Genomic DNA, 23874 nt, shown 5'->3' with positions numbered 1-23874 from the left:
GGAGGAAGACATGGGACGGATCCGGAATTTTCTGACGGGGGCAGGCACGGCAGCCCTGCTGGGCGCGGTCTGCAGCACGCCGCTGCTGGCGCAGACGCTCGATGATCCAAGCCGGGCGGGCTATTACGACGCGCTGAAGGGGCGCAAAGTGGCCTATCTGCCCGTCGCCATGGGCCTTGATCTGACCGAGGGCTGGGCCGCCGGGCTGAAGGCCGCGCTGGAGCCCTTGGGCGTGACCTTTGACATCCGCGATCCGAACTGGAGCACCGATACCGGCTCGCAGGCGATCACCTCGCTGATCTCGGAAAAGCCGGATGTGCTGGTCGTGCATAACCCGGATGTGCAGTCCTATGCCCGCCTGCTGAAGCGCGCAGAGGATGCGGGCATCCATGTGGTGCAGGTCAATATGCGTTCGAGCTATTCCAGCGATGTCTTCGTGGGGGCCGATTACATCGGCATGGGCGAACAGATCGGCCAGCGTCTGGTTGAGAAATGCAGCCCCGCCAATGGCGGCAGCGGCAAAGTGGCGATCACCCAAGGGGTGCTCACCGCCTCGACCAGCCTTTATCAGATGCGCGGCATTGAGGCCGTCGTCGGCGCGGCTGAGGGGATGCAGATCGTTTCCAACCAGGCGGCGGACTGGGATTCGACCAAGGCGCGCAATATTGCCGCCACCGTGATCCAGCAGCATCCCGATCTCTGCGCGATTGCGGGTTTTTGGGATGTGATGGATATCGGCACGGCCTCGGCGGTGCGCGAATCCGGTAAGGACATCTTTGTTCTGACCCAGGGCGGCGGCAACCGCATGGCCTGTGATAACATCGCCAGCGGCAATTTCTCAGAAGTGGTGGTCTATCACGTCGGCCATCAGGCCCAGGACATGGCGACGATGATCCGCCATCTGCTGCAGCAGGGTAAACCGCCGGGCACCAGCAAGACCACGCTCTTCACGCCGCTGCAGTTTCTGAACAAAGACAATATGACCTCGGCCTCCTGCTGGGATCTTCCCGCGAAGTAAGCCGCTGACCGGTGCGGGTGGGATCTTCCGCCCGCACCCCCTTTAGCAACCTTCCATCCGAGCATCCCCATGACCCTGACCGACAGACTGACGCGCTGGCGCTATCACTATGTGCCCGACCATCTTCTGGGTGAGATCCTCTCCAAGCGCTGGATCGACAATGCCGTGCCGGTGCTTTTTCTGGGGCTGACGCTGAGCGTGTTCGGCGCGCTGATCCCCGGCTTTTTCGGGGCGGATAATATGTCCAACCTGCTGCGTCAGTGGGGCGAGTTCGGCCTTGTGGTGCTGGCGCTGACCATTGTGATGGCGGCGGGCGGCATTGATCTGAGCGTGGGCTCGACCTTCGCGCTTGGCAATATCGCGGCCCTGGCGCTGATTGGGGTGGCGGATCTGCCGCTGCCGCTGGTGATTGCGGGAACGCTTGCCTGCGGCGCGCTGGTCGGCCTCATCAATGGGGTGCTGGTGGGCTATCTGCGGCTGCGCGCCTTTCTGACGACGCTGGTCACGCTGATCATCGTGCGCGCGCTGGTTGATAGTATTCTGCTGAGCTATGCGGTGCCGATCGCCGCCGCTTTTCCGGACTCCGAGCCGTGGTTTTTCATGGGCGAGGGCAGCCTCTGGGGCACGCCCTTCAGCGTTGTGGTGGCGCTGATCGCGGCGGCGGGGCTGCATCTGGTGCTGACGCGGACCCGCGCAGGCTGGCATGTGCTGGCCGTGGGCGGCTCGCGCCGCTCGGCGCATAATGTGGGGATCCCGGTGCGTCGGGTGATCTGTCTGACCTATGTGGCCTCGGGGACGCTGGCGGCCGGGGCGGGGCTGCTCTTTGCCTCGCGTCTGGGGGCGGCGGGGGCTGATATTGGCGTCGGCATGGAGATTGCGGCGCTGACGGCGGCGGTGCTGGGCGGCAACAGTCTTGGTGGCGGGCGCAGTTCCGCGGCCAAGGCGGTGATCGGCTCGGTGATCGTGATGATTATGGTCAACAGCCTTGTGCGGATGGGCCTGACGAGCGGGGCGAATTCGCTGCTGCTGGGCACGGTTCTGCTGATCGCTGTGGCGGTGGATGTGCGCTGGATGCGCAACAAACATAAGTTCCTCTCCAAGGTCTATGTCTCGCCGACCTGGGCCGATCTGCCTGTGGCCCCGCCGACCAGCGCGGGCTCGCCCTATGCGCTGAATGACCGGCTGGCGCCGGTGCAGTCGATCGGCCTGGGAGAGATCGACGGCCCTGAGGATGTGATCCTGGATGCAGATGACCATATCTATGTTGGCAACCGCATCGGCGATATCATCCGCTTTCTCGCGCCCGATTACACCCGCCAGGAGGTCTTTGCCCATGTCGGCGGGCGGCCGCTTGGCATGGCTTTCGACAGCAATGGCGGGCTTGTGGTCTGCATCGGTGGCATGGGGCTTTACCGGATCGATAAAGACCGCAGCATCCATAAACTCACCGATGAGACCCGCCGTTCGCTCTTTTCGGTGATCGACGACTCGCGGCTGCGGCTGGCGGATGATCTCGATATTGCGCCGGACGGGCGGGTCTTTTTCAGCGAGGCCACCGTGCGCTATGAGATGCACGAATGGCCCGTGGACTGTCTGGAATCGCGCGGTAACGGTCGGATCATCTGCTATGATCCCCGCGATGGCAGCACCCGCACCGTCCTGAAAAACCTCGTTTTTCCCAATGGCATCTGCATGTGCCACGATGGTCAGTCGTTCCTTTTCGCCGAGACCTGGGCCTGCCGGATCAGCCGTTATTATTATGACGGCCCGAAGGCAGGCCGGACAGAAGTGGTGATCGCCGATCTGCCGGGCTATCCCGATAATATCAACCGCGCCTCTGACGGGCGCTACTGGCTGGCGCTGGTCGGCATGCGGACCCCGGCCTTCGATCTGGGGCTGAAAATGCCCGGCTTTCGCCGCCGCATGGTTCGCCGCGTGGCACCTGATGAATGGCTGTTCCCCAATATCAACACCGGCTGTGTGCTGCGGTTTGACGAAGCGGGCGAGGTCCATGAGACCCTCTGGGACCGCCGGGGCGAGAACCATCCCATGATCACCTCCATGCGAGAGCATAAGGGCCATCTTTATATCGGCGGCATCTCCAACAACCGGGTTGGGCGGCTGCCACTGCCGGGGGCAGATCCCGACTGGACCGGCATGACGTCTTACTGGGGGCAAAAATGATCGCAGCCATCCGATGCAGTCTCGACAGCTTTTTCGGGAGGGGTGAGGCCGCGGTCACCCTGCCGCCGCTTGACGGCGCGCTGCGCGCCAACCGCCGCCTCGATGATGAGGGGCTGCGCCGTCCGCTGCCGGGGGTCACCGCGCTCGCCGTTGCCGAGGGGGGACTTTATGCCGCGGCAGAGCGCAGTCTGCACCGGCTGCACCCCGATCACAGCTGGCAGAAGGTCGCTGAATTTGAGGCCGAGATCGCCGCACTGTCGCAGGCCCCTTCGGGCGGGATGGTGCTCGCGCTGTCGGACGGGCAGATTTTGACCTATGGCCTGGCCGGGACGGGTGTGCCGCGGCGCAGCGCGCTGCGCGGGATCACGGATCTGGCGGTGACCGAAGACGGCACGCTGTGGATCACCTGCGGTTCGGACCGCCATGGGGCCGAAGACTGGCAGCGCGATCTGATGTTGCGCGGCGCGGGCGGCAGCCTCTGGCGGCTGGCCGCCGCTGAGGCGCAGCCACAGCAGATCGCGGGCGGGCTGGCCTGGGCGGGCGGGGTCATGGCCTGCCGAGAGGGGGTGATCCTGTCGGAAAGCTGGCGTCACCGACTGCTGCGCCTTTCGCCGGGCGGCGCGCGGGAGGTGGTTCTCGGGGATCTGCCCGCCTATCCGGGCCGTCTGAGTGCCACGGGTGACGGGGCCTGGCTTTCGATGTTTGCCCCCCGCAGCCAGCTGGTGGAATTCGTGCTGCGCGAGCCCGCCTATTGCCACCGCATGCTCACTGAGGTGGCGCGTGACTATTGGATCGCGCCGCGCATGCGCTCGGGGCAGAGCTTTTATGAGGCGCTTCAGAACGGGGCCGTCAAACAGCTTGGTCTGCTGAAACCCTGGGCCCCTTCGATGTCGGCGGGGATCGTGCTGCGGCTCGACGCGGGCGCGCAGCCGCTGTTCAGCCTGCAGAGCCGGGCGGACGGGCGCAGCCATGGTGTCACCCATGCCGTTGAGGCGGATGGATTTTTACATGTGGCAGCGGCGGGAGATGAGGTTGTGATCACCCTTTCCGGGGATGCAGTGAAAGGAGACGCGGCATGAGCCCGATTGTTGAGCTGCGCGAGGCCACCAAGGAATATCGCGGCGTAGCGGCCGTGCGGGAGATGACTTTCACCCTTGAGCGCGGCGAGGTTCATGCGCTTTTGGGCGAGAACGGGGCCGGGAAATCCACCCTGACGAAAATGATCGCCGGGGTGGTGCGCCCGACGCGGGGGGCGCTCTTCATCAATGGCGCTCCGGTGGTGCTCAGCTCTCCCTCTGAGGCGCTCGCCCAGGGGATTGCCATGGTCTATCAGGAAACAAGCCTCGTGCCCTCGCTGACGGTGGCGCAGAATATCTATCTGGCCGACAGCCGCAGATTTCACCGCCTGCGCGGCATCTATATTGCCGGGCAACAGTTCCTGCAGTCGCTGAATTTCCACGTCAATCCCACGGCGCTGATCTCTGAGCTGGGGGCCGGGCAAAAGCAGATGGTAGAGATCGCCCGCGCGGTGCACCATCAGGCGCAGGTGATCATCTTTGATGAACCGACCGCCACGCTGACGCCGGAGGAAAAACACCAGTTCTTCGCCCTTGTGGCCCGTCTGAAAGCGCGCGGGGTCTCGGTGGTCTTCATCTCGCACGCGCTGGAGGAGGCTCTGGCCATCGCCGACCGGATCACCATCATGCGCGACGGCGAGCATGTGGTGACCGATCACGTCTCGGCCTTCACCCGCGAAAGCATTGTCCGCGCCATGGTGGGCCGCAGCCTCAGCGATGCGCTTTATGCCGAAAGCGGCAGCAAAAAGGCCCGCAAAGCCGGGGAAAAGGTGCTCAGCGTGCAAAATCTCTCCATGGGGTCCATGGTGCGCAACACCTCGTTTTCGCTGTTTGCCGGGCAGATCACCGGGGTCTTTGGTTTGATCGGCTCGGGCCGGACGGAGGCAGCGAAGGTGATCGCCGGGGTCGCAAAGCGCGATCTTTTTCATGGCGGTCAGATCCGGCTGGGCGGGCGCGATGTGCGCTACCGAGTGCCGCGCCCGGCTGTGCGCGACGGCATCATCTATGTCACCGAAGACCGCAAAGCTGAGGGCTTTTTTGAGACCATGTCGATTGCCGAGAACATCCATCTCGGGGCCATGGCGGGGGGGCAGACGCGCTCTCAACGGGTCTCGATGGAGGAGATGCGCAGCATCGCGGCGGAGTGGACCGAAGCGCTGAAGGTGCGGGCGATCAACTCAGATGCGCGGGTGATTGAGCTGTCGGGCGGTAACCAGCAGAAGGTGGTGATCGCCAAGGCCCTCGTGCAAAAGCCGCGCCTGGTGATTTTTGATGAGCCGACGCGCGGGGTGGATGTGGGGGCCATTGCCGAGATCCATCACATCATCGAAGGGCTGGCCGATGCGGGGATCGCGGTCATGGTGATCTCCTCTTATCTGCCGGAAATCCTGCAGCTTTCCGACCGCATCCTGGTCTGCCGCCAGGGCCGGATCGTTGAGGAGTTTGAGGGCCACCGGACCGACGCCGAGACCATCATGTATGCGGCGGTTCACTGACGCCGCCCCGCTTGTCGCCGGGCGGGCGTTCAGATCAGATGCGGGGGGGGGCCGCGCTGATCGGCGTCCGCGGACCGAACTGCGATTTGAAGCCGCGGCGCGATTGCGGTGCTGGCCGAAAGGGGCGACCCATGGCTGGGTTGCGGCGGCCGTTGGTGCCTCTCCCGCACGGATCTTCTGAAAGCCGTTTCAGCGCGGGGGGAGGATCTGATCTGCCGGGGGCCGCTTTGCCCGGAAAGATCAGGCCTGCCTGCGACGGAGCTGATGGAGCCGCAGCGCGATATGCTGCTCGACCAGGGGGCCGGGGGTGTCTGCCGCGCCCATAAGCGTGAGCGCCGTTTCAATGCGGTTGTGCACGGTGTTGACGTGGACCCCAAGTTGCCGCGCCGTCAGGCTGGCATTGCGGCTATTGTCGAGAAAGCTGAGGACCGTCTCGCAAAGACTGCCGCGCCGCGCCGCATCGTGGCGCAACAAAGGACCAATCAGCGCCTCCAGCACCTGATCAATCCGGGTGCTGTCGTGGCCCTGAAAGAGGATGGTATAAAGCGACAGCTCGGGCTCATAGCTCAGCTGCCGCTCAAGGCCGAGCCTGCGCGACAGATCAAGGCAGACCTTCAGCGAAGACACCGCCTGCCGGAGGGCCGCAAGCCCCTGAACCGGGGCCGAAAGCGCCGCCTGACCGCTCAGGCGCAGGTTGCCGTAAAGCTGCTCTCCCAGCCGCCTGCGCAGATCGCGGATGTCGTCGGGCTGCGCCAGCAGCACCAGATAATCGTGCCATTCTCCGATCAGTCCGGGACGCGGGCCGAGCCGCTCGCGCAGGCTGCGGGCGAGGGCCGTAAGCTGGCCCTGTTCAGCCTCAATCAGCCCGAGATGCAGCGGGCTGTTCAGCGTCAGATCATAGCTTTGAAGCTGCTCGTTGAGGGGGCCGGGCTCCCTTCGGCTGCCTTCGAGGAGGCGGTGGATCAGCCGGGCGGCATCCCGGTTTCCCGCATCGCGGGCCTCGGCTTCGGGCCGCAGAAGGGCCGACATCAGCTCCGCCGCCCGCTCAAAAAAAGCCAGCAGGGCGGGCGAAAGCGGGGTCTCCCGGGTCAGCACAAGACAGCCCCCGACCCCGCCGCGGCCTGCCAGAGCCGCCACGTGATGCACCCCCCCGGTCCCGGTCAGGACCTGCACGCGACCCGTGGCGCGGGCCGCATCGACCGCGCGCAGAAGTGCGGCGCTGAGCCGCCGGGGGGCGGGCGTGTCGCCGGGCGGGGACAGAAGCGGGCGGCCAAGGCTGTCACTGAGGATCACCCGCCCCTCCAGCAGCCGCGCGATCAGTGCGAGAGAGCGGGCAGGACTGCTGGTCCCGGCCATGTCGGAAATCATCTGGTGAAGCGCTGAGGCGGCAAAATCCGCCTCGGCCGCCCGCGCCTGCAGATCGCGGAGACGGGTCTCTGCCTGATGCAGCTTTTCCGAGAGCGCGTTATAGGCGGTGGCATTGCGGACCGCGACAGAGGCACAGCTGGCGAGGGTCGCCAGCACCGAGACCTCGCGCGGGGTGAACGCCCGTTCCGAGCGGTCGCCGACAGTCAGAACACCAATGACCCGGCTTCCGGCCATCAGCGGAACGGCCACAGCGGCGCGAAGACCCTCGCGCAGAAGGGTGCCGTCATTTTCAGGGGTATGGGTGATGACCGGATCGTTCACATAGTCCCGGGTTGTGAAGGCGGCGGCCGTTCTGACCACATGCCCGGCAATCCCGACCGAGGCGGCCGCCGTCATATGGCCCGTGGCCTCAGAGGTTGCACCGTCGATGGCGAGCACGCGCAGGCTGCCGTCCTGCTCGCCCGAAAGCCATGACAGATCGCTGCCCAGAAGCTGCCTGCCGCGGCAGACGATGTCGTAAAGCACCTCCTCAAGGCTTTTCAGCTCGGTCAAGGCGCGCGCGATATCAGAGACCGCCTGCGCGGTTCGCTCGCGCTGCTGCGACTGCTGTCCGCGCTGCCAGACGGCCAGCGCGCTCTGCGCCGCCCGGGTCAGGGCAGCTCGCCCGGGGTGGTGGTCCGGCAGATCCGCAATTTCCTGCTGCACTTCAAACAGCGCCCCGGGGTCATCTGAGTGGTGCAAAAGCTCCAGCAGGCGGCAGGCGGGGTCGTCAAAATGGAGGCTGGCACCAGATAGCGACATTCCGTCTCCGATTGTGGAATTTCCCCAATTTGGCAGCATAATGCTGTGATCCTGTAATATTGCAAGCGGTGCTTCCAGCCGCCTAACCTGCCTTCTGAGGCGTGCTGACGCGCTCGTGGGGGGATTATGACAACCATTCAGACGCCGCGTCTGACGGCGCGCGCCCTTCGCAGGATTACCTGCGAAGCTGATCTTTTTGCGCTTGAAGACAGGGGGCTGGACAGCCTGCTGACCGCGACCAGTCTTTACGATATGTTTCGCACCAATGCGCTGCTTCATGGCGCGCGGCCGGGGCTGACGGTCCTCGCCTCTGCGGATCCGGGGGCGGATTGCGTCACCCTCAGCCATGCCGATCTGTTTGCACAGATCACCCGGGCGGCCAATCTTTTTGGCGCAAAGGGGCTGCGCCGCGCAGAGGTGGTCACGCTTTTGTCGCGCAGCCATCCGCAGCTGCCCGTAGCACTCTGGGGCGCTCAGGTGGCGGGGGTGGCAAGCTGCCTGAACCACCTTCTCAGCACCGATATGATCCTGGCGCTGATGCAGGCTGAGGCCGCAGAGATGCTCGTCTGTCCGGGCCCGGCGCTTGATCCGGATCTCTGGACCCGGGCCTGTGAGGTGGCCGCGCGGCTGCCGCATCTGAAAGCGGTCTTCGTCTTTGGTGGTCTGCCTGCCGGCATGGAGGCGCGTTTTTGCGACTTCGACGCGGAGATGGCGGCGCAGCGCGGCGATGCTCTTGTCCATTGCCGCGAGCCGGAGCTGTCAGATCGCGCCGCGCTTTTCCATACCGGCGGCACCACGGGTCTGCCAAAACTGGTGCCACAGACCCACCTCAACCAGCTTCATGCCGCCTGGTCGCTGGCGCAGATGTTTGATCTCTCGCAGGACGATACCGGGCTGAACGGCTTTCCGCTTTATCATGTGGGCGGCACGACCACGATGGGCCTCTCGGTCCTGTCGGCCGCGGGGCATATGGTGCTTCTGTCGCCCGACGGCTTTCGCAACCGCGGCATCGTCGCGGCGATCTGGCGTCTGACAGAGCGGTTTCGGGCGACGGTTCTGGGGGCCGTTCCAACGGTGATCGGCTCGTTCAGCGAGGTGCCGAAGGGGGGTGCCGATCTCTCCTCGCTGCGCTTTGCCATGACCGGGGGCAGCCCGCTTCCGGCGGCGGTGGCCGAGCGTTTCACGCGGGCGACCGGCCTGACGCTTATTGAGCAATACGGGATGACCGAGACCGTGGCTGCCCTTGCCACCACGCCGCTGCACGGCCCGCTCATTCGCGGCAGCGTCGGGCTGCGCTGCCCGTTTTCGCAGATCGCTGTGATGCGGCAGGACGCGGACGGGCTCTGGCAGGACTGTGCCCGGGGTGAAAGCGGGATTGTCACCGTCAGCGGGCCGCAGGTCTGTGCGGGCTATCTCGATCCGCGCCATAACCGGGGGGCATTCACGCCCTCGGGGGCCTTTGTGACCGGCGATCTCGGCTATCTCGACGCGGCGGGCTATCTGCATCTGACGGGCCGCGAGAAAGATCTGATCATCCGGGGCGGTCATAATATTGACCCCCTCGCGATTGAGGAGGTGGCCAATGCCCATCCCGATGTCGCCCTGAGCGCTGCGGTCGGGATGCCCGATGCCTATGCGGGTGAAATTCCGGTGGTCTTTGTGACGCCGCGCCCGGGGGCGGGGATTGATCTCGCGGCCCTGGCGGAATTTCTGCGCCAGGGCATCAGTGAGCCGCCCGCCCGTCCGCGCCATATCTTTGTGCTGCCCGACCTTCCGGTGACGGGGGTGGGCAAGATTTTCAAACCCGAACTGCGGCGTCAGGCCCTTCGTCACAAGCTGGTCATGCTGCTGCGCGACCTCGCCCCGGAGGCCTGCGCGGGTGATCTGAGCCCCGGCGAATGCGAAGAGGCCGGGGGCTATGTGCTGCAGATCACGCTTCCGTCCCGCCAGGCGGCTGCGCCCCTTCAGAAGGCCCTCAGCGCCGCCGCCCTCGATCTGAACCTTCGGCTGCGGCTGAATATCCGGACTGCGGCCCTGTGACCCCCCTGCGGGCGCGTCGGGGAGGATGCGCCCGCAGGGGGCCTAACCCACTATCAGGAGGAGATTTTTTCATGAAACAAACACGTCGCAGCTTTACCCGCACCTTCGCCATCGGATCCGCCCTGGCCCTTGCGGGCTGGTCCCAGAACCCCGCGCCCGCAGAGGCCCAGGAGGTCATCACCTGGCGTCTTCAGGCCCATCTGCCGACGGGCAGCGGCTCCTGGAACGACAGCGTCGTCGCGCTGAGCACCCGCGTGGCCGAGCGCAGCAATGGTCGCCTGAAGATCAGCGTACACCCGGCGGACAGCCTGATGGCCTCCTCCGAGATTTTCCCGGCGGTGGCACGCGGCGTGATCGAAATGGGCTATTCCTCGCCCGCCTATTTCCAGGATCAGGTGCCGACGGGCGGGCTGGCCTTCTCGATCCCCGGTGCGTTTCAATCCGTCTGGGAGGCGACTTACTTCTGGAAGCACCTCGGTTTTGAGGCCCTGATCCGTGAAGAGGCGCAGGCCAAAGGCGTTCACTATTTTACCGACAAGCTCTATCCGACCGAACTGGTGCTGAAAGAGGTGCCCGCATCGCTTGCAGATCTGTCGAAAATGCGGATCCGTTCGGCGGGCGCGCTGCAGCGCTACCTCGCGGGGGTGGGTGCCGCGCCGGTCTTTGCACCGGGCTCTGAGATCTATCTGGCGCTGACCACCGGGGTCGTGGACGGCGCACACTGGGGGGCCGCGCAGGAGGCCAATTCGCTCAGCCTTTATGAGGCGGCGAAATTTCACATGCGCCCCGCGCTCGGGATCGGCGGTGTGGAGGCCTTTATCATCAACGAAAAAGCCATGGCGGCGCTGCCCGAAGATCTGCGCGATATCCTGAGCCAGACCCTCGAAGAAAATTTCTGGGCGCGCACGGTCGAATATCAGCACCAGGAAGAAAAGATGCTGCGCGAGCTGGCGCAGAGCCAGGGCGTGACCGTCGCGCAGCTGCCGCAGGATGTGCAGGACAAAATGCGCGAAGCGGGCAAGGCCTTCCGCGCTGAGGAAGCCGCCCGCAGCCCCAATGCCGCCGAGGCCGTGCGCCGACTGGAAGACTTCCTCGCGGGCATGGGCCGCTGAGACCGCCTCCGGGCCGGATGATCCGGCCCGGGACTGACCTCAGCAGTTGGGGAGGCTGCTTTGACTGTGCTGACCATATTAATCCGTGCGATTTCGCGGCTGAATGCGTTTCTGGGGAGCTGGGTGGTGAGTCCGCTGGCCCTGGTCATCTTTGCCGTCATGATCTGGGAAGTCGTTGCGCGATATGTCTTTTCTGCGCCGACCCTCTGGGCCACTGAACTGAGCCAGCTGCTCTTTGGCGTCTATATCGTGCTCTCGGGTGGCTGGCTGTTGCTGCACCGCGGCCATGTCAATGTCGACATCCTGGTTGCGCGCCTGCCGCCCCGTCGCCGGGCGGCGCTGGATATGGCGACTTCGGTGATGTTTTTCCTCTTTATGGCCGTCCTTCTGAAGGAGGGCTGGATCATGGCCTCGGCGTCTTTTGACAGCCTTGAGCGGTCGCATTCGGCCTGGAATCCGCCGATCTGGCCGGTGAAAGCCGCTATTCCGCTGGGGATCGGCCTGCTGTTTTTGCAGGGCCTCGCCCGTTTTCTGCAGGATCTGCAAATTCTGCTTGGCCATGCGCCGACTGATACCGTCGCTCAGGGAGAGCCGCTGTGAGCCTGGAACTTATCACACTTCTGCTCTTCGGCGGGCTGCTGGTCCTTTTGATGCTGGGCACGCCGCTGTCCTTCGCACTCGGGGGGCTGTCGTCGGTCTTTCTTTATGCGACCTGGGGGCCGGAGGGCTTCTTTATGGTCGGCAGCCGGCTCTGGAGCACCATGGGCAGCTTCACGCTGATCTCAATCCCGATGTTCGTTCTGATGGCGCTGATCCTTGAACGGACGGGGGTGGCGCGGGCGCTTTACCGCATGATGCATCTTTGGGTCGGCGGTCTGCCGGGCGGGCTTGCGATCGGGACGGTGCTGATCTGCACGATCTTCGCCTCCATGGTGGGCATCTCCGGGGCGGCGGTGGTGGCCATGGGGGCGGTGGCGCTTCCGGCCATGCTCAGCCGCGGCTATGACAAAGAGCTGGCACTTGGCTGCATTAATGCCGGGGGCGGGCTTGGTGTGCTGATCCCGCCGAGCGTTTTGATGATCATCTATTCGATGAACACCGGGGCCTCGGTCGGCAAGCTCTTTGCGGCCGGGATGCTGCCGGGCCTGCTTCTGGCGGTGCTTGTGGCGCTTTATATTGCCATCCGCTGCTATTTCCAGCCGCAGCTGGGCCCCGCTCTGCCCAAAGAGCAGCGCGGCAGCTGGCCTGAGAAATTCGCCGCCCTGCGCGCGGTGTTTTTGCCGCTTCTGATCGTGGCGATGGTGCTGGGCTCGATCCTGGGTGGTCTGGCAACGCTGACGGAAAGCGCGGCTCTGGGGGTGCTGGGGGCGCTGTTGTCTTCGGTGCTCGACCGCAGCTTTTCCTGGAAGATGCTGCAGGAAGCCATGGTCAAAACCCTGCATATCACCGCGATGATCATGTGGATCTTCATCGGCGCGCATGTCTTTAACACCGCCTATAACGCCATGGGCGCGCAGAGCCTGATCATGACCCTGATGCAGGACATTCCAGGCGGCTACTGGGGCAGCCTCTTTGTCATGCTGCTGATCGTCTTTTTGATGGGGCTGGTGCTGGATCCGGTCGGGATCATGCTGATCACCCTGCCGGTTTTCATGCCGGTCGTGAAGCAATATGGCATTGATCCGATCTGGTTCGGCGCCCTTTTTGTGATCGCGCTGGAGATTGGCTATATGACGCCGCCTTTTGGATTTAACCTCTTTTATCTGCGCGGGGTGGCCCCCCCGGAGATCACGATGGGCGATATTTATCGCTCGGTCTGGCCCTATGTGATGGTGGTATTCCTGGGGCTCTTTCTGGTGGCGATGTTTCCGGCCATCGCGCTCTGGCTGCCCTCGGTGCTGTTTTGAGCGCGCCGTCTGAAGCAGCCGTTCTGCTGCAGGAGGTCGAGGCGGGGATTGTGGTTCTGACGCTGAACCGCCCCAAAAAGCTGAACGCGCTCTCGCCTGAGGTCATGGCAGAGCTGGAGGCGCGGCTGCAGGATCTGGCGCTTTGGCCGGGTCTGCGGGTGGTCATCGTGACCGGCGCGGGGCGCGCCTTTTGCGCCGGAGGGGACCTCGCGGGCTTTCTGCAGCTCGCTGAGGAAGACCCCGAGGCGCTGCTGGAGACCCTGGCCTATAACCAGCGCGTGCTGAGCCAGGTGGAGGCGCTGCCGGTGCCGGTGATTGCCGCCGTCAATGGGGTGGCCGTGGCGGGCGGGCTGGAACTGATGCTGTGCTGCGATCTCCTGATGGCGGCGGAAGGCGCGATGATCGGGGATGGCCATGCGCGCTACGGCATCGTCCCGGCCGGGGGGGCGACCCTGCGGCTCGGCGAGCGAATGGCCCCTGCGGTGGCGGCACGGCTTCTCTATACGGCAGAGCTTCTGCCCGCGCAGGATCTGGTGTTCAGCGGCCTGCTGACCGGGGTGGTGCCGCCTGCGGATCTGATGGAGCGCTGCCTTGATCTCGCGCGCCAGATCGCGCGCCAAAGCCCCGGGGCGATCCGCCACGCCCGCGCCCTGACACGTGGCGCGCTGCACAGCCCTGAGCGTCAGGCGCGGCTGGACGCCGAAATTACAGCCTTCGCCAGCCATTTGCGGGGGCAGGATCTTTACGAAGGGCTGCGGGCCTTTCGCGAGGGCCGCACGCCGGTTTATGGCGGTGGTCTGACAGGAATGGAGACGGACATAAAATGACAGCAGAGATCAGTTTCGCAGGTCAGGTGGCCATCGTGACCGGCGCAGGCAGCGGACTTGGGCGCGCGCATGCTCTGGCCCTCGCACGCCGCGGGGTGCGGGTCGCGGTCAATGACCTCGCCCCGGCAGAGGGCGGGGCTGAAACGGTCGCGCTCATTTCGGCGGAAGGTGGCGAGGCACTCCTTTGTCCCGCCGATGTCTCAGACGGTGCCCAGGTGGGCGCCATGGTGCAGGCGGTTCTGGACCACTGGGGCCGGATCGACATCCTGGTCAATAACGCCGGATTTCTGCGCGACAAAAGTTTCGCCAAACTGGAGATGGCAGATTTTGACCGGGTCGTGAACGTCCATCTGACGGGCAGCGCGCATTGCTGCAAAGCCGTCTGGCCGGTGATGCAGGCCCAGGGCTATGGACGCATTGTCATGACCTCCTCTGCCTCGGGGCTTTTCGGGAACTTCGGTCAGGCCAATTACGCTGCGGCCAAGGCCGGTGTGATCGGGCTGATGAAGGTGCTGAGCATCGAGGGCCGGAAGCACAATATCTTTGTCAACGCCCTCGCCCCGACCGCGATGACCGCGATGACGGACGGCCTGGTGGAGGCCGCGGCTGCAGAACGGCTCGACCCGGCGGCGGTCAGTCCGGGCGTTCTCTTCCTCACCAGTCCTGAGGCACCGAACGGGGTGATCCTGGGCGCCGGGGCCGGGGCTTTCAGCCTTGTCCGCATTCTGGAGACCGCGGGCCACTGGCTGCCGCCGGAAGCGCGCACCCCCGAAGGCATCCGCGATCACTTTGACCGGATCTCAGATCCCGCCGGTCTGAGCGATCCGGGCGGCGCTTTTGAGCAGACGGCCAAATTCATCCGTCTGGCCGAGGCCGGGTTGGCAGAAGAAACACCTTCCTGAGCCGATCCTCAGCGCTCGCAGAGGTTTTCGGCGGACTGAGCCGCCGATCTGCGATGCGCCTGCCTCACACCGCAGGTCATGCAGCGGTCAGGATATGCGGCGATTGACGGTCGCACAGGCGTCGTCGCAGGCGCAGTCTTCCCGTGATACCCGCAGATAACCCAGCTTCCCGGCCCGATCCGCTGCGCGCGCAGATCGACAGTGTCGGCTGTTCATGCCAGACATCCGCTGCGGCATAGATTTGCTCCCCCGTGCAGATCCGCCTATGAGAGTTTGACAGGTGTGGAAACGAAAGCGCTCTCAGATGTCCAGTTCAGACGAAAGCCTGCCGGGAAAGGTCATCTGGGCCCGGCGCGGTTTCTGGGCGCGCTTCACTCCCGAGATCGAAAGAGCCTTCCGCCGCCATTATGAGGATGACCTGGTGCAGCGCGCGCGCTGGTCTGCCGTCATCGCAGCCGCGGTCATGGCGGTCTATTCGCTGCTTGATGTTTTCATGGTCGAGCCCGACATCCTGCCGCAGTTTCTCTGGGTGCGCTGGCTTTTCATGATCCTGCCGCTGCTCTGTGTCAGCTCGCTGAGCTATACCACATGGGGTGCGCGGCACCTGCAGAAAATCGCCGCTGTCGCCTCGGTGTCATCGGCGCTGGCGGTGGTGGCGATGATTGTGATTGCGCGGCGAAACGGCACCCCGATTGAATATGAAGGGATCATTCTGACCACCTTTTATTTCTATTGCTGCGGCGGGTTGCGGATCAGATGGTCGCTTCTGGCCGGCAGCGTGGCGGCTGTGTCCTATCCGGTGGCGGAATATTTCGCAGGCCTCAGCGCACATGATCTGGCGGTGCGCAGTCTCTTTCTGGTCAGCACGAATGTCGTGGGTCTGATCAGCGCCGCGCTGATGGAGCTAGCCGCACGGCGCGGCTTTGCGCAGCTGATCGCACTGGAGACCATGAGCAATTCCGACCCGCTGACCGGGCTTCTGAACCGCCGTGCGCTGGACCGCCGCCTGCCGGCGCTTTGGGAAAATGCGCGGCGCAACGGTGAGAACGTGCAGATCGCCATGATCGATGTGGACTATTTTAAACAGTACAACGATCACTACGGCCACGCGGGCGGCGACGACGTCCTGCGCGAGCTGGGGGCCCTGCTCTCGGATAAGAGCCACAACCCGCAGGATCTGGCCGCGCGGTTTGGCGGCGAAGAGTTTCTCTGCATCTGGTCGACGCCCCCGGATCAGTCCGCAGAAGCGCGGCTGGAGGAGATCCTGCGGGAGGTTCGTGAGCTGGCGCGGCTTCACGAGAAATCCCCGCTGGGGCGGCTGAGCGTCAGTATCGGCGCGATTGAACTGCGGCCCGATCCGCTTTTGGCCCCCGACGCGGCCGGCGCCCTGCGTGAGGCCGATGCTCTGCTCTACCGGGCAAAGTCGCAGGGCCGAAATCAGGCCGTCCTCAGCCGCGCGCGCGCCCCTCAGGCGCGGGCCGAAAAGGGTGTATTTCAAACCCTTAGCCTTGGCGGAAACTGAGGGGCTGTCAGGAGTTTTGATCTGCCCCCCGGAAAGCGGATCGTTTGAAACCCTGGCCTTTCGGTCCCCCTCCCCATGGAGGGGAGGCGTGAAACGCCATGAGATCCCCGAAGTTTTCTGACGCCCGGAGGGCGCTTACGGCCTGCCAGTGGCAGACCCTGTCGTAAGGCGGGGATCAGCCCCGCTCGCCTGAGACGGGTGCCAGGGCCAGTGCTGTGAGAGCATCTTGCAGACCACCGCACCAGGCATATTGCTACCGGTCTCGCCTGATCTTCGTTCAGGATCCGTGAAGCCTGGGCCGTGTCTGCACCATCGGGGGCGTTGATCTGCCTGAAAGAAAACGTCGCGAAATCCCGATCCGGCGGCTTTGAACAACAAAGCCGCGTTTTTACAGGGACGCAGATAATCCCGCGCTTTTAAGGCTCAAAAGCCGCGCCCTGGCCCCTTCGCGCGTGGCCCGCCGCTTACCCTTGCCCTCGCAAATGACGGATCTGGCGCCAGGACCGTCGCAGCACGGTGACCGCAGTGCCGACCAGCAGGCCCCAGAGCGTCCAGAGCAAAAGCGGCGCTGTCAGATCCGCCAGCAGTGCCGCTGCCTGCGCCACGGCGGCCAGGGTCACCAGCGCCATGCGCTGCGGCTTCGCGAGGGGGCCGGAAAAGTCATTTCCGGCCCCGTTCGCGCGGCCCAGCTCCCGAATATAGGCGGTCAGAACGGCCAGCGCCCCCACGAGATAGCCCAGATCGGGACGCCCAACGGCCCAGCCCAGTCCGGCAAAGATCAACAGATCTGAGATGCGGTCCGGGGCCTCATTCCAGAACGGTCCGTCCGGCCCGCCTTTCCCCCCCTCCACCGCCACCAGACCGTCAAAAAGATTACACAAAAGCCGCATCTGACAGGCGAGTGCTGCCAGCAGAAGCCCGCCCCAGTGCCCGCCCGCCAGCGCAAAGGCAAGGCCCGCCACGCCGGCCGCCAGCATCGAGAGCATGGAGATGGCATTCGGCGTCAGATTTCGGCGCACCAGAAAGCCAGTGATGCGCCGCGCGAAGGCGGTGTTGCGGCTGGCAATCGGGCGACGGTCGCGGGGATCGCTCATCAAAAACTCCCGAGCAGAAGATGCAGATAGATCGGGGCGGAGAAGACCAGGCTGTCGAGCCGGTCCAGAAAACCGCCGTGGCCGCGGATCAGATGACCCCAGTCTTTCACCCCGCGGTCCCGCTTGATGGCCGACAGGATCAGCCCGCCAAAGACCCCCATCACACAGACGGCAAAGGCGGTAAGTCCTGCCATCAGCGGGGTAAAAGGTGTGATCGGCGTCAGGATCACCCCGATCAGCGTGGCACTCAGCACACCGCCGACCAGACCCTCAACGGTTTTAGAGGGCGAGACTTTGGGGGCCAGCAGGCGCTTTCCAAGCGCCTTGCCCCAGACATATTGCAGCACATCTGAGGCCTGAACCACCAGGATCAGCCAGGTGATCAGCGTGATCGCAGAAAAGCGGTAGTCCGGGATCTGCAGTGACAAAACCGCGGGGATGTGGCTGACGAAATAGACGCAGATCATCAGGCCCCACTGGGTCTCCGAGACGCGGTTCAAAAAGCCCGAAACCTCGCCTTTCAGCACGGTAATCACCGGCAGCAGGATAAAGGCATAAAGCGGGATCATCAGCAGCGCCATCAGCGCCCAGTCCATATAGACTGCCAGATATTGCAGCGGCAAAATCAGCCAGAAGGCCAGGGCCAGCGCCGAATGATCGGCCCGCCGCGTATGGGTGACGGTGGCAAATTCACGCAAAGCCGCAAAAGAGCAAAAGGCAAAGAACAGCGTGATGACCCCGCGCCCCAGCCAGAAAATCGTGCCAAAGACAAAGACCATCACCCACCACGAACGGATGCGGGCGCGCAGGTTCTCCCAGGAGGCGGGGTCCATCTTCGGTTTCAGCTTCAGCGCCGCGATCTCCGCCACGCCCAGCAGCGCAAAAAGCGCATAGCAGACGATGGCGGTGGGGGTCAGAAAGGGATCAAGGCTCATGCTTCGGTCCTCCGGCAGGCGAGGATGGCGGCGTGCAGCCGCGCGAGAAACTCGGTCCGCGCCTCTCCCGGCTCGGGCCGCAGCGGCGCGCCGTAGCGCAGATCGCAGTTCAGCGGCACCGGCACAAAGCCGCCTTTGGGCAAAATGCGGTCCATATGGGAAATCCAGCAGGGCACCACTTCGGCATCCGGCACCTCCTGGAGCAGAAGATAAATCCCTGAGCGCAGCCGCATCAGATCGTTGCCGGTCAGATTGCGGGTGCCTTCGGGAAAGAAGATCAGATCCTCTCCGGCCTTCAGGGGGGCTGCGAGATGGCGGATCACCTCCCCGCCATCAGAGCCAGGCTCGCGCTTTGCGCCGCGCTCGACCAGAACGCCGCGAAAGACCTGATGGATCAGCCAGCGCCGAAACCCCGTGGCCTCCCAGTAATCGAGCCCCGCAACCGGCCGCGTGCGCGCCCGTAAACTGCGCGGCAGCGCCGTCCAGAGCGCGACAAAATCGGCATGGCTGACGTGATTGGCGGCATAAATCCGTGGCCTGCCGCTGTGGTCGGGAAAATCGCTGCTGCGCAGGCTCAGCAGCGCGCGGCAGCTGAACACGGTTGCAAGCCGGGCTGCCTGCGCCAGAAATTGATCACTCATCATATCTCCTTCACCTGCTGCCGCTTGTGCCTCAGGATTGACCGCAGGTCAGCCCGCAATTTTGCTCTGATCTGTGAAAGTCCCCTCACGCCCCCGGCAGAGCTGCCCGCCTGCGTTTTTCTGCCCTTCTTTTAAGAGCTGACGGGTCTTTGCAGGGGGCAGGACGGGAAGTGAGACCTGACGATCCGGAGCACGCGGGCTGTATTTGGGCTCAGATTCGCCGCGATTGAGAGAGCGGTGTCGATCAGAGCCAGGGTTCGCAGCGGAAACGGAAGACGCCCGGCCCCAAAGCCTGAGAGCCGACACTCCGGGCGATACAGGCTTTCGGGCGTATTTTTCATGAAGGTCAAAGGCGTTGATCTGCACGAATAGGCCGGGGTTTCGAAGGCTCTTCGCGCAACTGCGTCGGCTTACTCTTTGATCCGCATCGGGTTTGCCAGACTTCGCTGCGCTGGCGCAGGCTGAACTTGGAAGGAGCCTTGACGAAAGTCCCATCCTGAAGGCTTAGGAAGCTGTGTGAGCAGGGGCTTTGCATGACGTCGAAATGATCGCCAATCGCGGCAGCCGCTGCCCGACACCCGGCCTCAGATCCCGGCCGCTGCTCGCACCACCCCTATCGGGTGTTCGCCGAAAGAGAGCGCAACAGACCGGGTGATCAGACTGACCCTAAAGGTCACCGCCTGCACGGTGGAAGTCAGGCAGCGGTCAGTGCCTGACTTCAGAGGCAATGGCTTCAGGGCCGGTCGCCCTGACGATTGCCTTCGGCGTCCGTCCACCAGCAGATCACGCGCGGCTCGTCGCGGCCAAACTGATCGGCGGCGCTGCTGTCCTCAAGGATCTCGCGGTGGCAAAGCAGCCCTGCGATCTCCATCTCAGCCGCGACAGCGTGCCCAAAAGCGCGGCTGAGGACACGGTCGATCAGCTGCACGGTCAGCTCATCAGGGCGCGCTGAGGCCGGATCGGCGATGATCTCGCTCAGCCTTGCGCGGCGGGCCTCTTCGGCTTCGGTCAGCGCGGCGACCCTGGCGCGGAACTCCGGCTCTGTCGCCGCATAGGCTTCGAGGGTCGGCAGGGTCTTCCGGGCGGGCTTTTTCAGCTTCAGATGGCCCGCTTTATAAAGCCCGAGCAGCAGCCGCGCGCCGATCGGCGAGGTCAGGTTCACCGCGGCCTCGTGAAAGGCCAGGTCTTTGTCCTCAGGGCTCAGCCGCACATTCAGCGGGCGGCCCTCAAGCACGGTCCGGCGCAGAAGCGCCGCTGCCGGTGTGCGGTGCACATCGGGGATCATATCCACCACGCTCAGCACGGGCTTCATCAATGCGCGGACATCCCACAACATGCGCAAATCCTTCTCGGAGGCCGGGTTTCGGCGGTCAGACGGGCATCTAACGCATGAGGGCCCGGCAGGTCCACCCCAATGACGCAGATACCGCCCGGCCCGCACTTCAGGGCATGCGCAGTCGACAGGCAGGCCGCGCAGATCCACCCCGGAACTGTTTCACAGCCCCTCAGAACACCGATGACCGCTTGCATTCCACAACAGGCGAAGCGCCAAGGGCCGCGCAGTCAGGAACCGCGCTCTGCAAAACTGCGTTTCATCCCTGAACCGGCGACAGGCTGCTGATCTCTGTTCCGCTCAGCCCGCCACGGCTGTCACGGCAAGACCTGCAATGATAAGCCCCAGTCCCGCAATGCGCGCCGGGCTAACGCTTTCCTGATGTAGCAACACCCCGATCACCGTCAGCAGGACCATCGCGAGGGCAGTGACGGCGGTATAGGTCAGGCTCAGAGAATAAAGGCGGATCGCCGCAACGAAAGCGCTGAGCAGGAAACCGGCGCTCAGCACCGCAAGCCACATCCAGCCCGAGGTCAGCACCGACAGGGCGATGGCCGAGGGGCTGGAAACGTTCAGCGCCTGGCCGCCCTTTTTCAGGCAGAGGTTCAGGGCCACGTTTGAGCCGGCGGCGATCACGATCAATATCCAGTGGTTCATGGCAGCACCCTTCCTGACCGAAGCGTCCGTAGCCTGTGCAGCGCCACCGCCGCCAGGATCGCGATAAAGGGGGATGAGGGCATATGATAGCGATCCTCAGCCACCACCACCACATGCAGCGCAGTGAAATAGCCCCAGAGCGACACCGGCGCATTGAAAAAGGCCGCAGCGACACCCCGCTGCCGCCCGATCACCACCATGCCAGCCAATGCCCCGGCCAGCAGGAGATACCAATATCCGGTGGCGATCATTTTGGCCCCCGACACACCGCGATCCCCGATCATGCTGCGCAGATTCTGCTCATTCCAGACCACGCCGATGGTCTCGCGGTTATGCAGTTTCACCAGCTTCAGGCTCAGCAGGCGGGCAGCCGCGCCGGGGTCTTCGCGCAGAAAGCGCTTTGCCTCCTTCGTCAGATAGGCGTTTCTCTCCATCTCGGACATGGTGGAGACTTCGGGCGGCAGCTCCATATAGCCGCCATTGCTGCCCGGATTGTTGCCCATCCAGAAATTTGCACCGAAATTGGTGGAGATCATCGCCGGCGCACCCAGCACCTGCTGATTGCGCAGGGTCCAGGGGAGCGCCGTCAGCAGGATCAGCAAAACGGCGCCCCCCGCCTCAGTCGCAGTGAGCACAAAGCGGCGTGGCCCCTGTATCAGATCAACCAGCGCCAGGGTGACCGGCACCAGCAGGATCACCGGGCGAATATAGGAGGTCAGCCCCCAGATCACTCCGGCCAGGATCAGGTTCAACACCGCATTGCCCCTCGGTCGCTTCCAGAAGACGAGCCCCGCAAGGGTGCCGGCGATGAAGAACAACTCGCTGGACAGGATGGTCGTAAAGAAGATCAGGTTGGGCCAGACTGCGACCAGCGCCAGGGCCGGAAGCGCGGCCTGAGCGCCGAACCAGCGCAGCGCCAGATGATAGGTCAGCGTCAGGATCATCAGCCCCGCAACCAGGTTCAGGATCACCACCCCGACATAGCTGTCGGTAAAGAGATAAGTGAAGGCGACGAGGCCCGATGTTCCGACGGCCCAATAGGCGGTGGGCTCCGCCGCGCTCCAGCCGTAAACGCCGTGATCGACCAGCGTACGCGCGAACTGATGATAGGCCTCGCTGTCCGACACCGGCAGCACGGGTACGGCAATGGCCCAGAGGATGCGCAGCGCCATCCCGATCAGCAGCAGCTTCCAAAAACGGCCCGGCGGATCAGACCAGGTTGCCAGATGCGGTTTCATGCCGGTCCTCCCAGGGCTGCACAGACAAAGATCGCCAGCATCAGCACACCGCACAGCAGGCTCGCCCGATCGCGCAGGGTAAAGACGATCGGATCGTCGGTCATAAATCCGCGACGGGTCATCAGCTGCATCCGGCCGACCCACAACATCAGAACCGGGCAGATCAGCAACAGAAGGTTCGGGTTGTCGAAGTGCTGCTGAACCTGAGCGTCCTGCGAATAGAGCGCGAAAACCAGAACCGCCGCCTGCGCCGCAGCGATGGACATCGCCTGATAGATGGGCAGATCCCCTGCCATCAGATTGCGGCCCTCGGTCGAGGTCTTGCCACGCAGGGCCAGATCCTCAAGTTCCGCCTGACGTTTGATCGTCGCCAGCGCGAAGAACAGGAACATCGAGAAGACCAGGAGCCAGGGCGACAGCACGATGCCCGTCGCCGCGCTGCCTGCAACGATGCGCAGGGTGTAAAGCGCGGCCAGTCCGATCACATCAACCATCATCTTGCGCTTGAACGACAGCGAGTAAAGCGTTGTCGCTACCAGATAGAGCAGCAGGACCCATAAGAAATTCACCGGCAGCAACAGGCCTGCCGTCAGCATTGAAATCGTCAGCACTCCCGCCGAGACCGTCAGCCCCTGTGCTGCACTGGCCGCGCCCGAGGCAAAGGGCCGGTTGCGCTTGCGCGGATGGACGCGATCCGAGGGCAGATCCAGCAGGTCGTTGACGATATAGATCGCCGAGGCTGTCAGCGAAAAACACAGCATGGCGAGCAGCGCCGCAGGCAGACCACCCAGATCCTGAGAGGCCAGCACCGGCAGCAGGATCAGCAGGTTCCTGGCCCATTGATGCGGTCGGCAGGCCCGGATCAGTGCCCGGATGGGCCAGCCGCCCGCGCCCTCGATCCCGACCAGATCTATGCCCTCGGCCGTCGCGCGACGCTGCAGGGCCGGTGAAAGCCGTACCCCCAATGCCCGTCTGGCCGCCTTCCAGACCGGTAAATCAGTACGGCTGTCGCCGAGATAGTCGAAGCCCTGTGCGCCGAACTCTGCGATCAGGAAGTCGGCCCTGGCCTTGCCGCGCAGATTGGCCTCCGTGCCCGGACTGCCGGTGCCGATGGCCATATGATCTGATCCCCGGAACCTGGATCATTTGAAACCGGAGTTTTTTGGCTCCCCTTCCCCATGGCCGGGAGGAGTTAAACGCCATGAAATCCTCGAAGTTCTCAGATGCTCAAAAGGCGTTCATCCTGAAGCAGGGCGCGGACGGTATGCCGGTGGCGGATCTGTGCCGCAAGGCCGGGATCAGCCCTGCGACCTCCTTCAGCTGGAAGAAAAAATAGGACGGCATGCTGCCGACGGAGATGCGGCGCATGAAGCTGCCCGAGGACGAGAATGCCAAGCTGCGCAAGCTCGTTGCGGATCTGTCCCTGGATCAAGAGAGGCTGCAGGATGTCCTGCGCCGAAAGCTCTGAGGCCTGCCGGGAAGCGTCAGCTTGTCGACCGCATCTGCCTGGAGTGGAACGTTTCGATCCGGAGGGCCTGCGCGGTCTTCCTCGTCGGGACATCGCGCTCCCATTACAAAGCGCGGCGGCCCGGGCAGGCCAGCATAGAGCAGAAAATCCGCGACATTTGCAGACCCGGGTAGGCTACGGCTACCACCGTGTGCATGTCGTGTTGCGGCAGGACGGCTGACACATCAACCAAAAGAAAACCCGGAGGATTTACCG

The 23874-nt window shown here is 64.1% G+C and carries 19 protein-coding genes and 1 pseudogene; 12 read left to right on the top strand and 8 right to left on the bottom strand.

The genetic code is table 11. The features are described 5' to 3' along the window. The first annotated feature begins 10 nt into the window (after window positions 1-10). From EG244_RS18065 to EG244_RS18050, 4 genes are all read left to right on the top strand, one after another. The gene (locus EG244_RS18065) at window positions 11-1018 is read left to right on the top strand and encodes a sugar ABC transporter substrate-binding protein (RefSeq protein WP_124966572.1); all 1008 of its coding nucleotides are present in this window, start codon (window positions 11-13) and stop codon (window positions 1016-1018) included. Window positions 1019-1087: 69 nt separating this feature from the next. Beyond that, window positions 1088-3202 carry an ABC transporter permease gene (locus EG244_RS18060; protein WP_124966571.1) on the top strand — a complete coding sequence of 705 codons (2115 nt, stop codon included), beginning with the start codon at window positions 1088-1090 and terminating at the stop codon, window positions 3200-3202. Then, window positions 3199-4281, top strand: coding sequence for an SMP-30/gluconolactonase/LRE family protein (locus EG244_RS18055; RefSeq protein WP_124966570.1), 1083 nt, complete (start codon window positions 3199-3201; stop codon window positions 4279-4281). The genes EG244_RS18060 and EG244_RS18055 overlap by 4 nt, the downstream gene beginning before the upstream one ends. Then, window positions 4278-5774, top strand: coding sequence for a sugar ABC transporter ATP-binding protein (locus tag EG244_RS18050; RefSeq protein ID WP_124966569.1), 1497 nt, complete (start codon window positions 4278-4280; stop codon window positions 5772-5774). Before EG244_RS18055 ends, EG244_RS18050 begins: the two co-directional genes overlap by 4 nt. A gap of 240 nt (window positions 5775-6014) precedes the next feature. On the opposite strand, the gene EG244_RS18045 is transcribed toward EG244_RS18050, so the two are convergent. After that, entirely contained in the window at window positions 6015-7943 is a 1929-nt protein-coding gene (locus EG244_RS18045; RefSeq protein ID WP_158617361.1) for a helix-turn-helix domain-containing protein, read from the bottom strand. A 126-nt stretch (window positions 7944-8069) separates the two neighbouring features. Here EG244_RS18045 and EG244_RS18040 point away from each other — a divergent pair, with 126 nt between their 5' ends. The 7 genes from EG244_RS18040 to EG244_RS18010 all read left to right on the top strand — a co-directional run bounded on the left by EG244_RS18040 (window position 8070) and on the right by EG244_RS18010 (window position 16253). Next, window positions 8070-9983, top strand: coding sequence for an AMP-binding protein (locus EG244_RS18040; protein ID WP_124966567.1), 1914 nt, complete (start codon window positions 8070-8072; stop codon window positions 9981-9983). A gap of 71 nt (window positions 9984-10054) precedes the next feature. Beyond that, entirely contained in the window at window positions 10055-11095 is a 1041-nt protein-coding gene (gene dctP / locus EG244_RS18035) for a TRAP transporter substrate-binding protein DctP (RefSeq protein ID WP_158617360.1), read from the top strand. Window positions 11096-11161: 66 nt separating this feature from the next. Next, the gene (locus EG244_RS18030; RefSeq protein WP_233589061.1) at window positions 11162-11695 is read left to right on the top strand and encodes a TRAP transporter small permease subunit; all 534 of its coding nucleotides are present in this window, start codon (window positions 11162-11164) and stop codon (window positions 11693-11695) included. Next, entirely contained in the window at window positions 11692-13002 is a 1311-nt protein-coding gene (locus EG244_RS18025) for a TRAP transporter large permease (protein WP_124966564.1), read from the top strand. The genes EG244_RS18030 and EG244_RS18025 overlap by 4 nt, the downstream gene beginning before the upstream one ends. Next, window positions 12999-13829, top strand: coding sequence for an enoyl-CoA hydratase/isomerase family protein (locus EG244_RS18020; RefSeq protein ID WP_124966563.1), 831 nt, complete (start codon window positions 12999-13001; stop codon window positions 13827-13829). Before EG244_RS18025 ends, EG244_RS18020 begins: the two co-directional genes overlap by 4 nt. Then, window positions 13826-14731, top strand: a complete 906-nt coding sequence (locus EG244_RS18015; RefSeq protein WP_124966562.1) for an SDR family NAD(P)-dependent oxidoreductase — start codon at window positions 13826-13828, stop codon at window positions 14729-14731. Before EG244_RS18020 ends, EG244_RS18015 begins: the two co-directional genes overlap by 4 nt. Before the next feature lie 304 nt (window positions 14732-15035). Beyond that, complete coding sequence (locus EG244_RS18010) at window positions 15036-16253, top strand: GGDEF domain-containing protein (RefSeq protein ID WP_124966561.1); 1218 nt, start codon at window positions 15036-15038, stop codon at window positions 16251-16253. A gap of 464 nt (window positions 16254-16717) precedes the next feature. Here EG244_RS18010 and EG244_RS18005 read toward each other — a convergent pair whose 3' ends face one another. The 7 genes from EG244_RS18005 to EG244_RS17975 all read right to left on the bottom strand — a co-directional run bounded on the left by EG244_RS18005 (window position 16718) and on the right by EG244_RS17975 (window position 23269). Further along, a complete protein-coding gene (locus EG244_RS18005) occupies window positions 16718-17347 on the bottom strand; it encodes a CDP-alcohol phosphatidyltransferase family protein (protein ID WP_124966560.1) in 630 nt (209 codons plus the stop codon). Then, the gene (locus tag EG244_RS18000; protein WP_124966559.1) at window positions 17347-18282 is read right to left on the bottom strand and encodes a phosphatidate cytidylyltransferase; all 936 of its coding nucleotides are present in this window, start codon (window positions 18280-18282) and stop codon (window positions 17347-17349) included. Before EG244_RS18000 ends, EG244_RS18005 begins: the two co-directional genes overlap by 1 nt. Further along, window positions 18279-18923 carry a lysophospholipid acyltransferase family protein gene (locus EG244_RS17995; protein WP_124966558.1) on the bottom strand — a complete coding sequence of 215 codons (645 nt, stop codon included), beginning with the start codon at window positions 18921-18923 and terminating at the stop codon, window positions 18279-18281. Before EG244_RS17995 ends, EG244_RS18000 begins: the two co-directional genes overlap by 4 nt. Window positions 18924-19656: 733 nt before the next feature. After that, complete coding sequence (locus EG244_RS17990; RefSeq protein ID WP_124966557.1) at window positions 19657-20259, bottom strand: hypothetical protein; 603 nt, start codon at window positions 20257-20259, stop codon at window positions 19657-19659. A 297-nt stretch (window positions 20260-20556) separates the two neighbouring features. Beyond that, complete coding sequence (locus tag EG244_RS17985; protein WP_124966556.1) at window positions 20557-20913, bottom strand: DMT family transporter; 357 nt, start codon at window positions 20911-20913, stop codon at window positions 20557-20559. After that, window positions 20910-22151: a glycosyltransferase family 39 protein gene (locus tag EG244_RS17980; protein WP_124966555.1), complete on the bottom strand. Its 1242-nt coding sequence runs from the start codon at window positions 22149-22151 to the stop codon at window positions 20910-20912. Before EG244_RS17980 ends, EG244_RS17985 begins: the two co-directional genes overlap by 4 nt. Then, window positions 22148-23269: a UbiA family prenyltransferase gene (locus tag EG244_RS17975; RefSeq protein ID WP_124966554.1), complete on the bottom strand. Its 1122-nt coding sequence runs from the start codon at window positions 23267-23269 to the stop codon at window positions 22148-22150. Before EG244_RS17975 ends, EG244_RS17980 begins: the two co-directional genes overlap by 4 nt. Window positions 23270-23352: 83 nt before the next feature. Between EG244_RS17975 and EG244_RS21100 the strand changes: the two are divergent. Continuing rightward, a pseudogene (locus EG244_RS21100) lies at window positions 23353-23836 on the top strand (transposase); the annotation flags it as partial. Between the last annotated feature and the right edge of the window lie 38 nt (window positions 23837-23874).

It is taken from the genome of Falsigemmobacter faecalis (assembly GCF_003863335.1).
GTDB classification, from domain to species: domain Bacteria; phylum Pseudomonadota; class Alphaproteobacteria; order Rhodobacterales; family Rhodobacteraceae; genus Wagnerdoeblera; species Wagnerdoeblera faecalis.
Note: the sequence above shows the minus strand (reverse complement) of the source record. Positions and strands in the feature narration are given on the sequence as shown.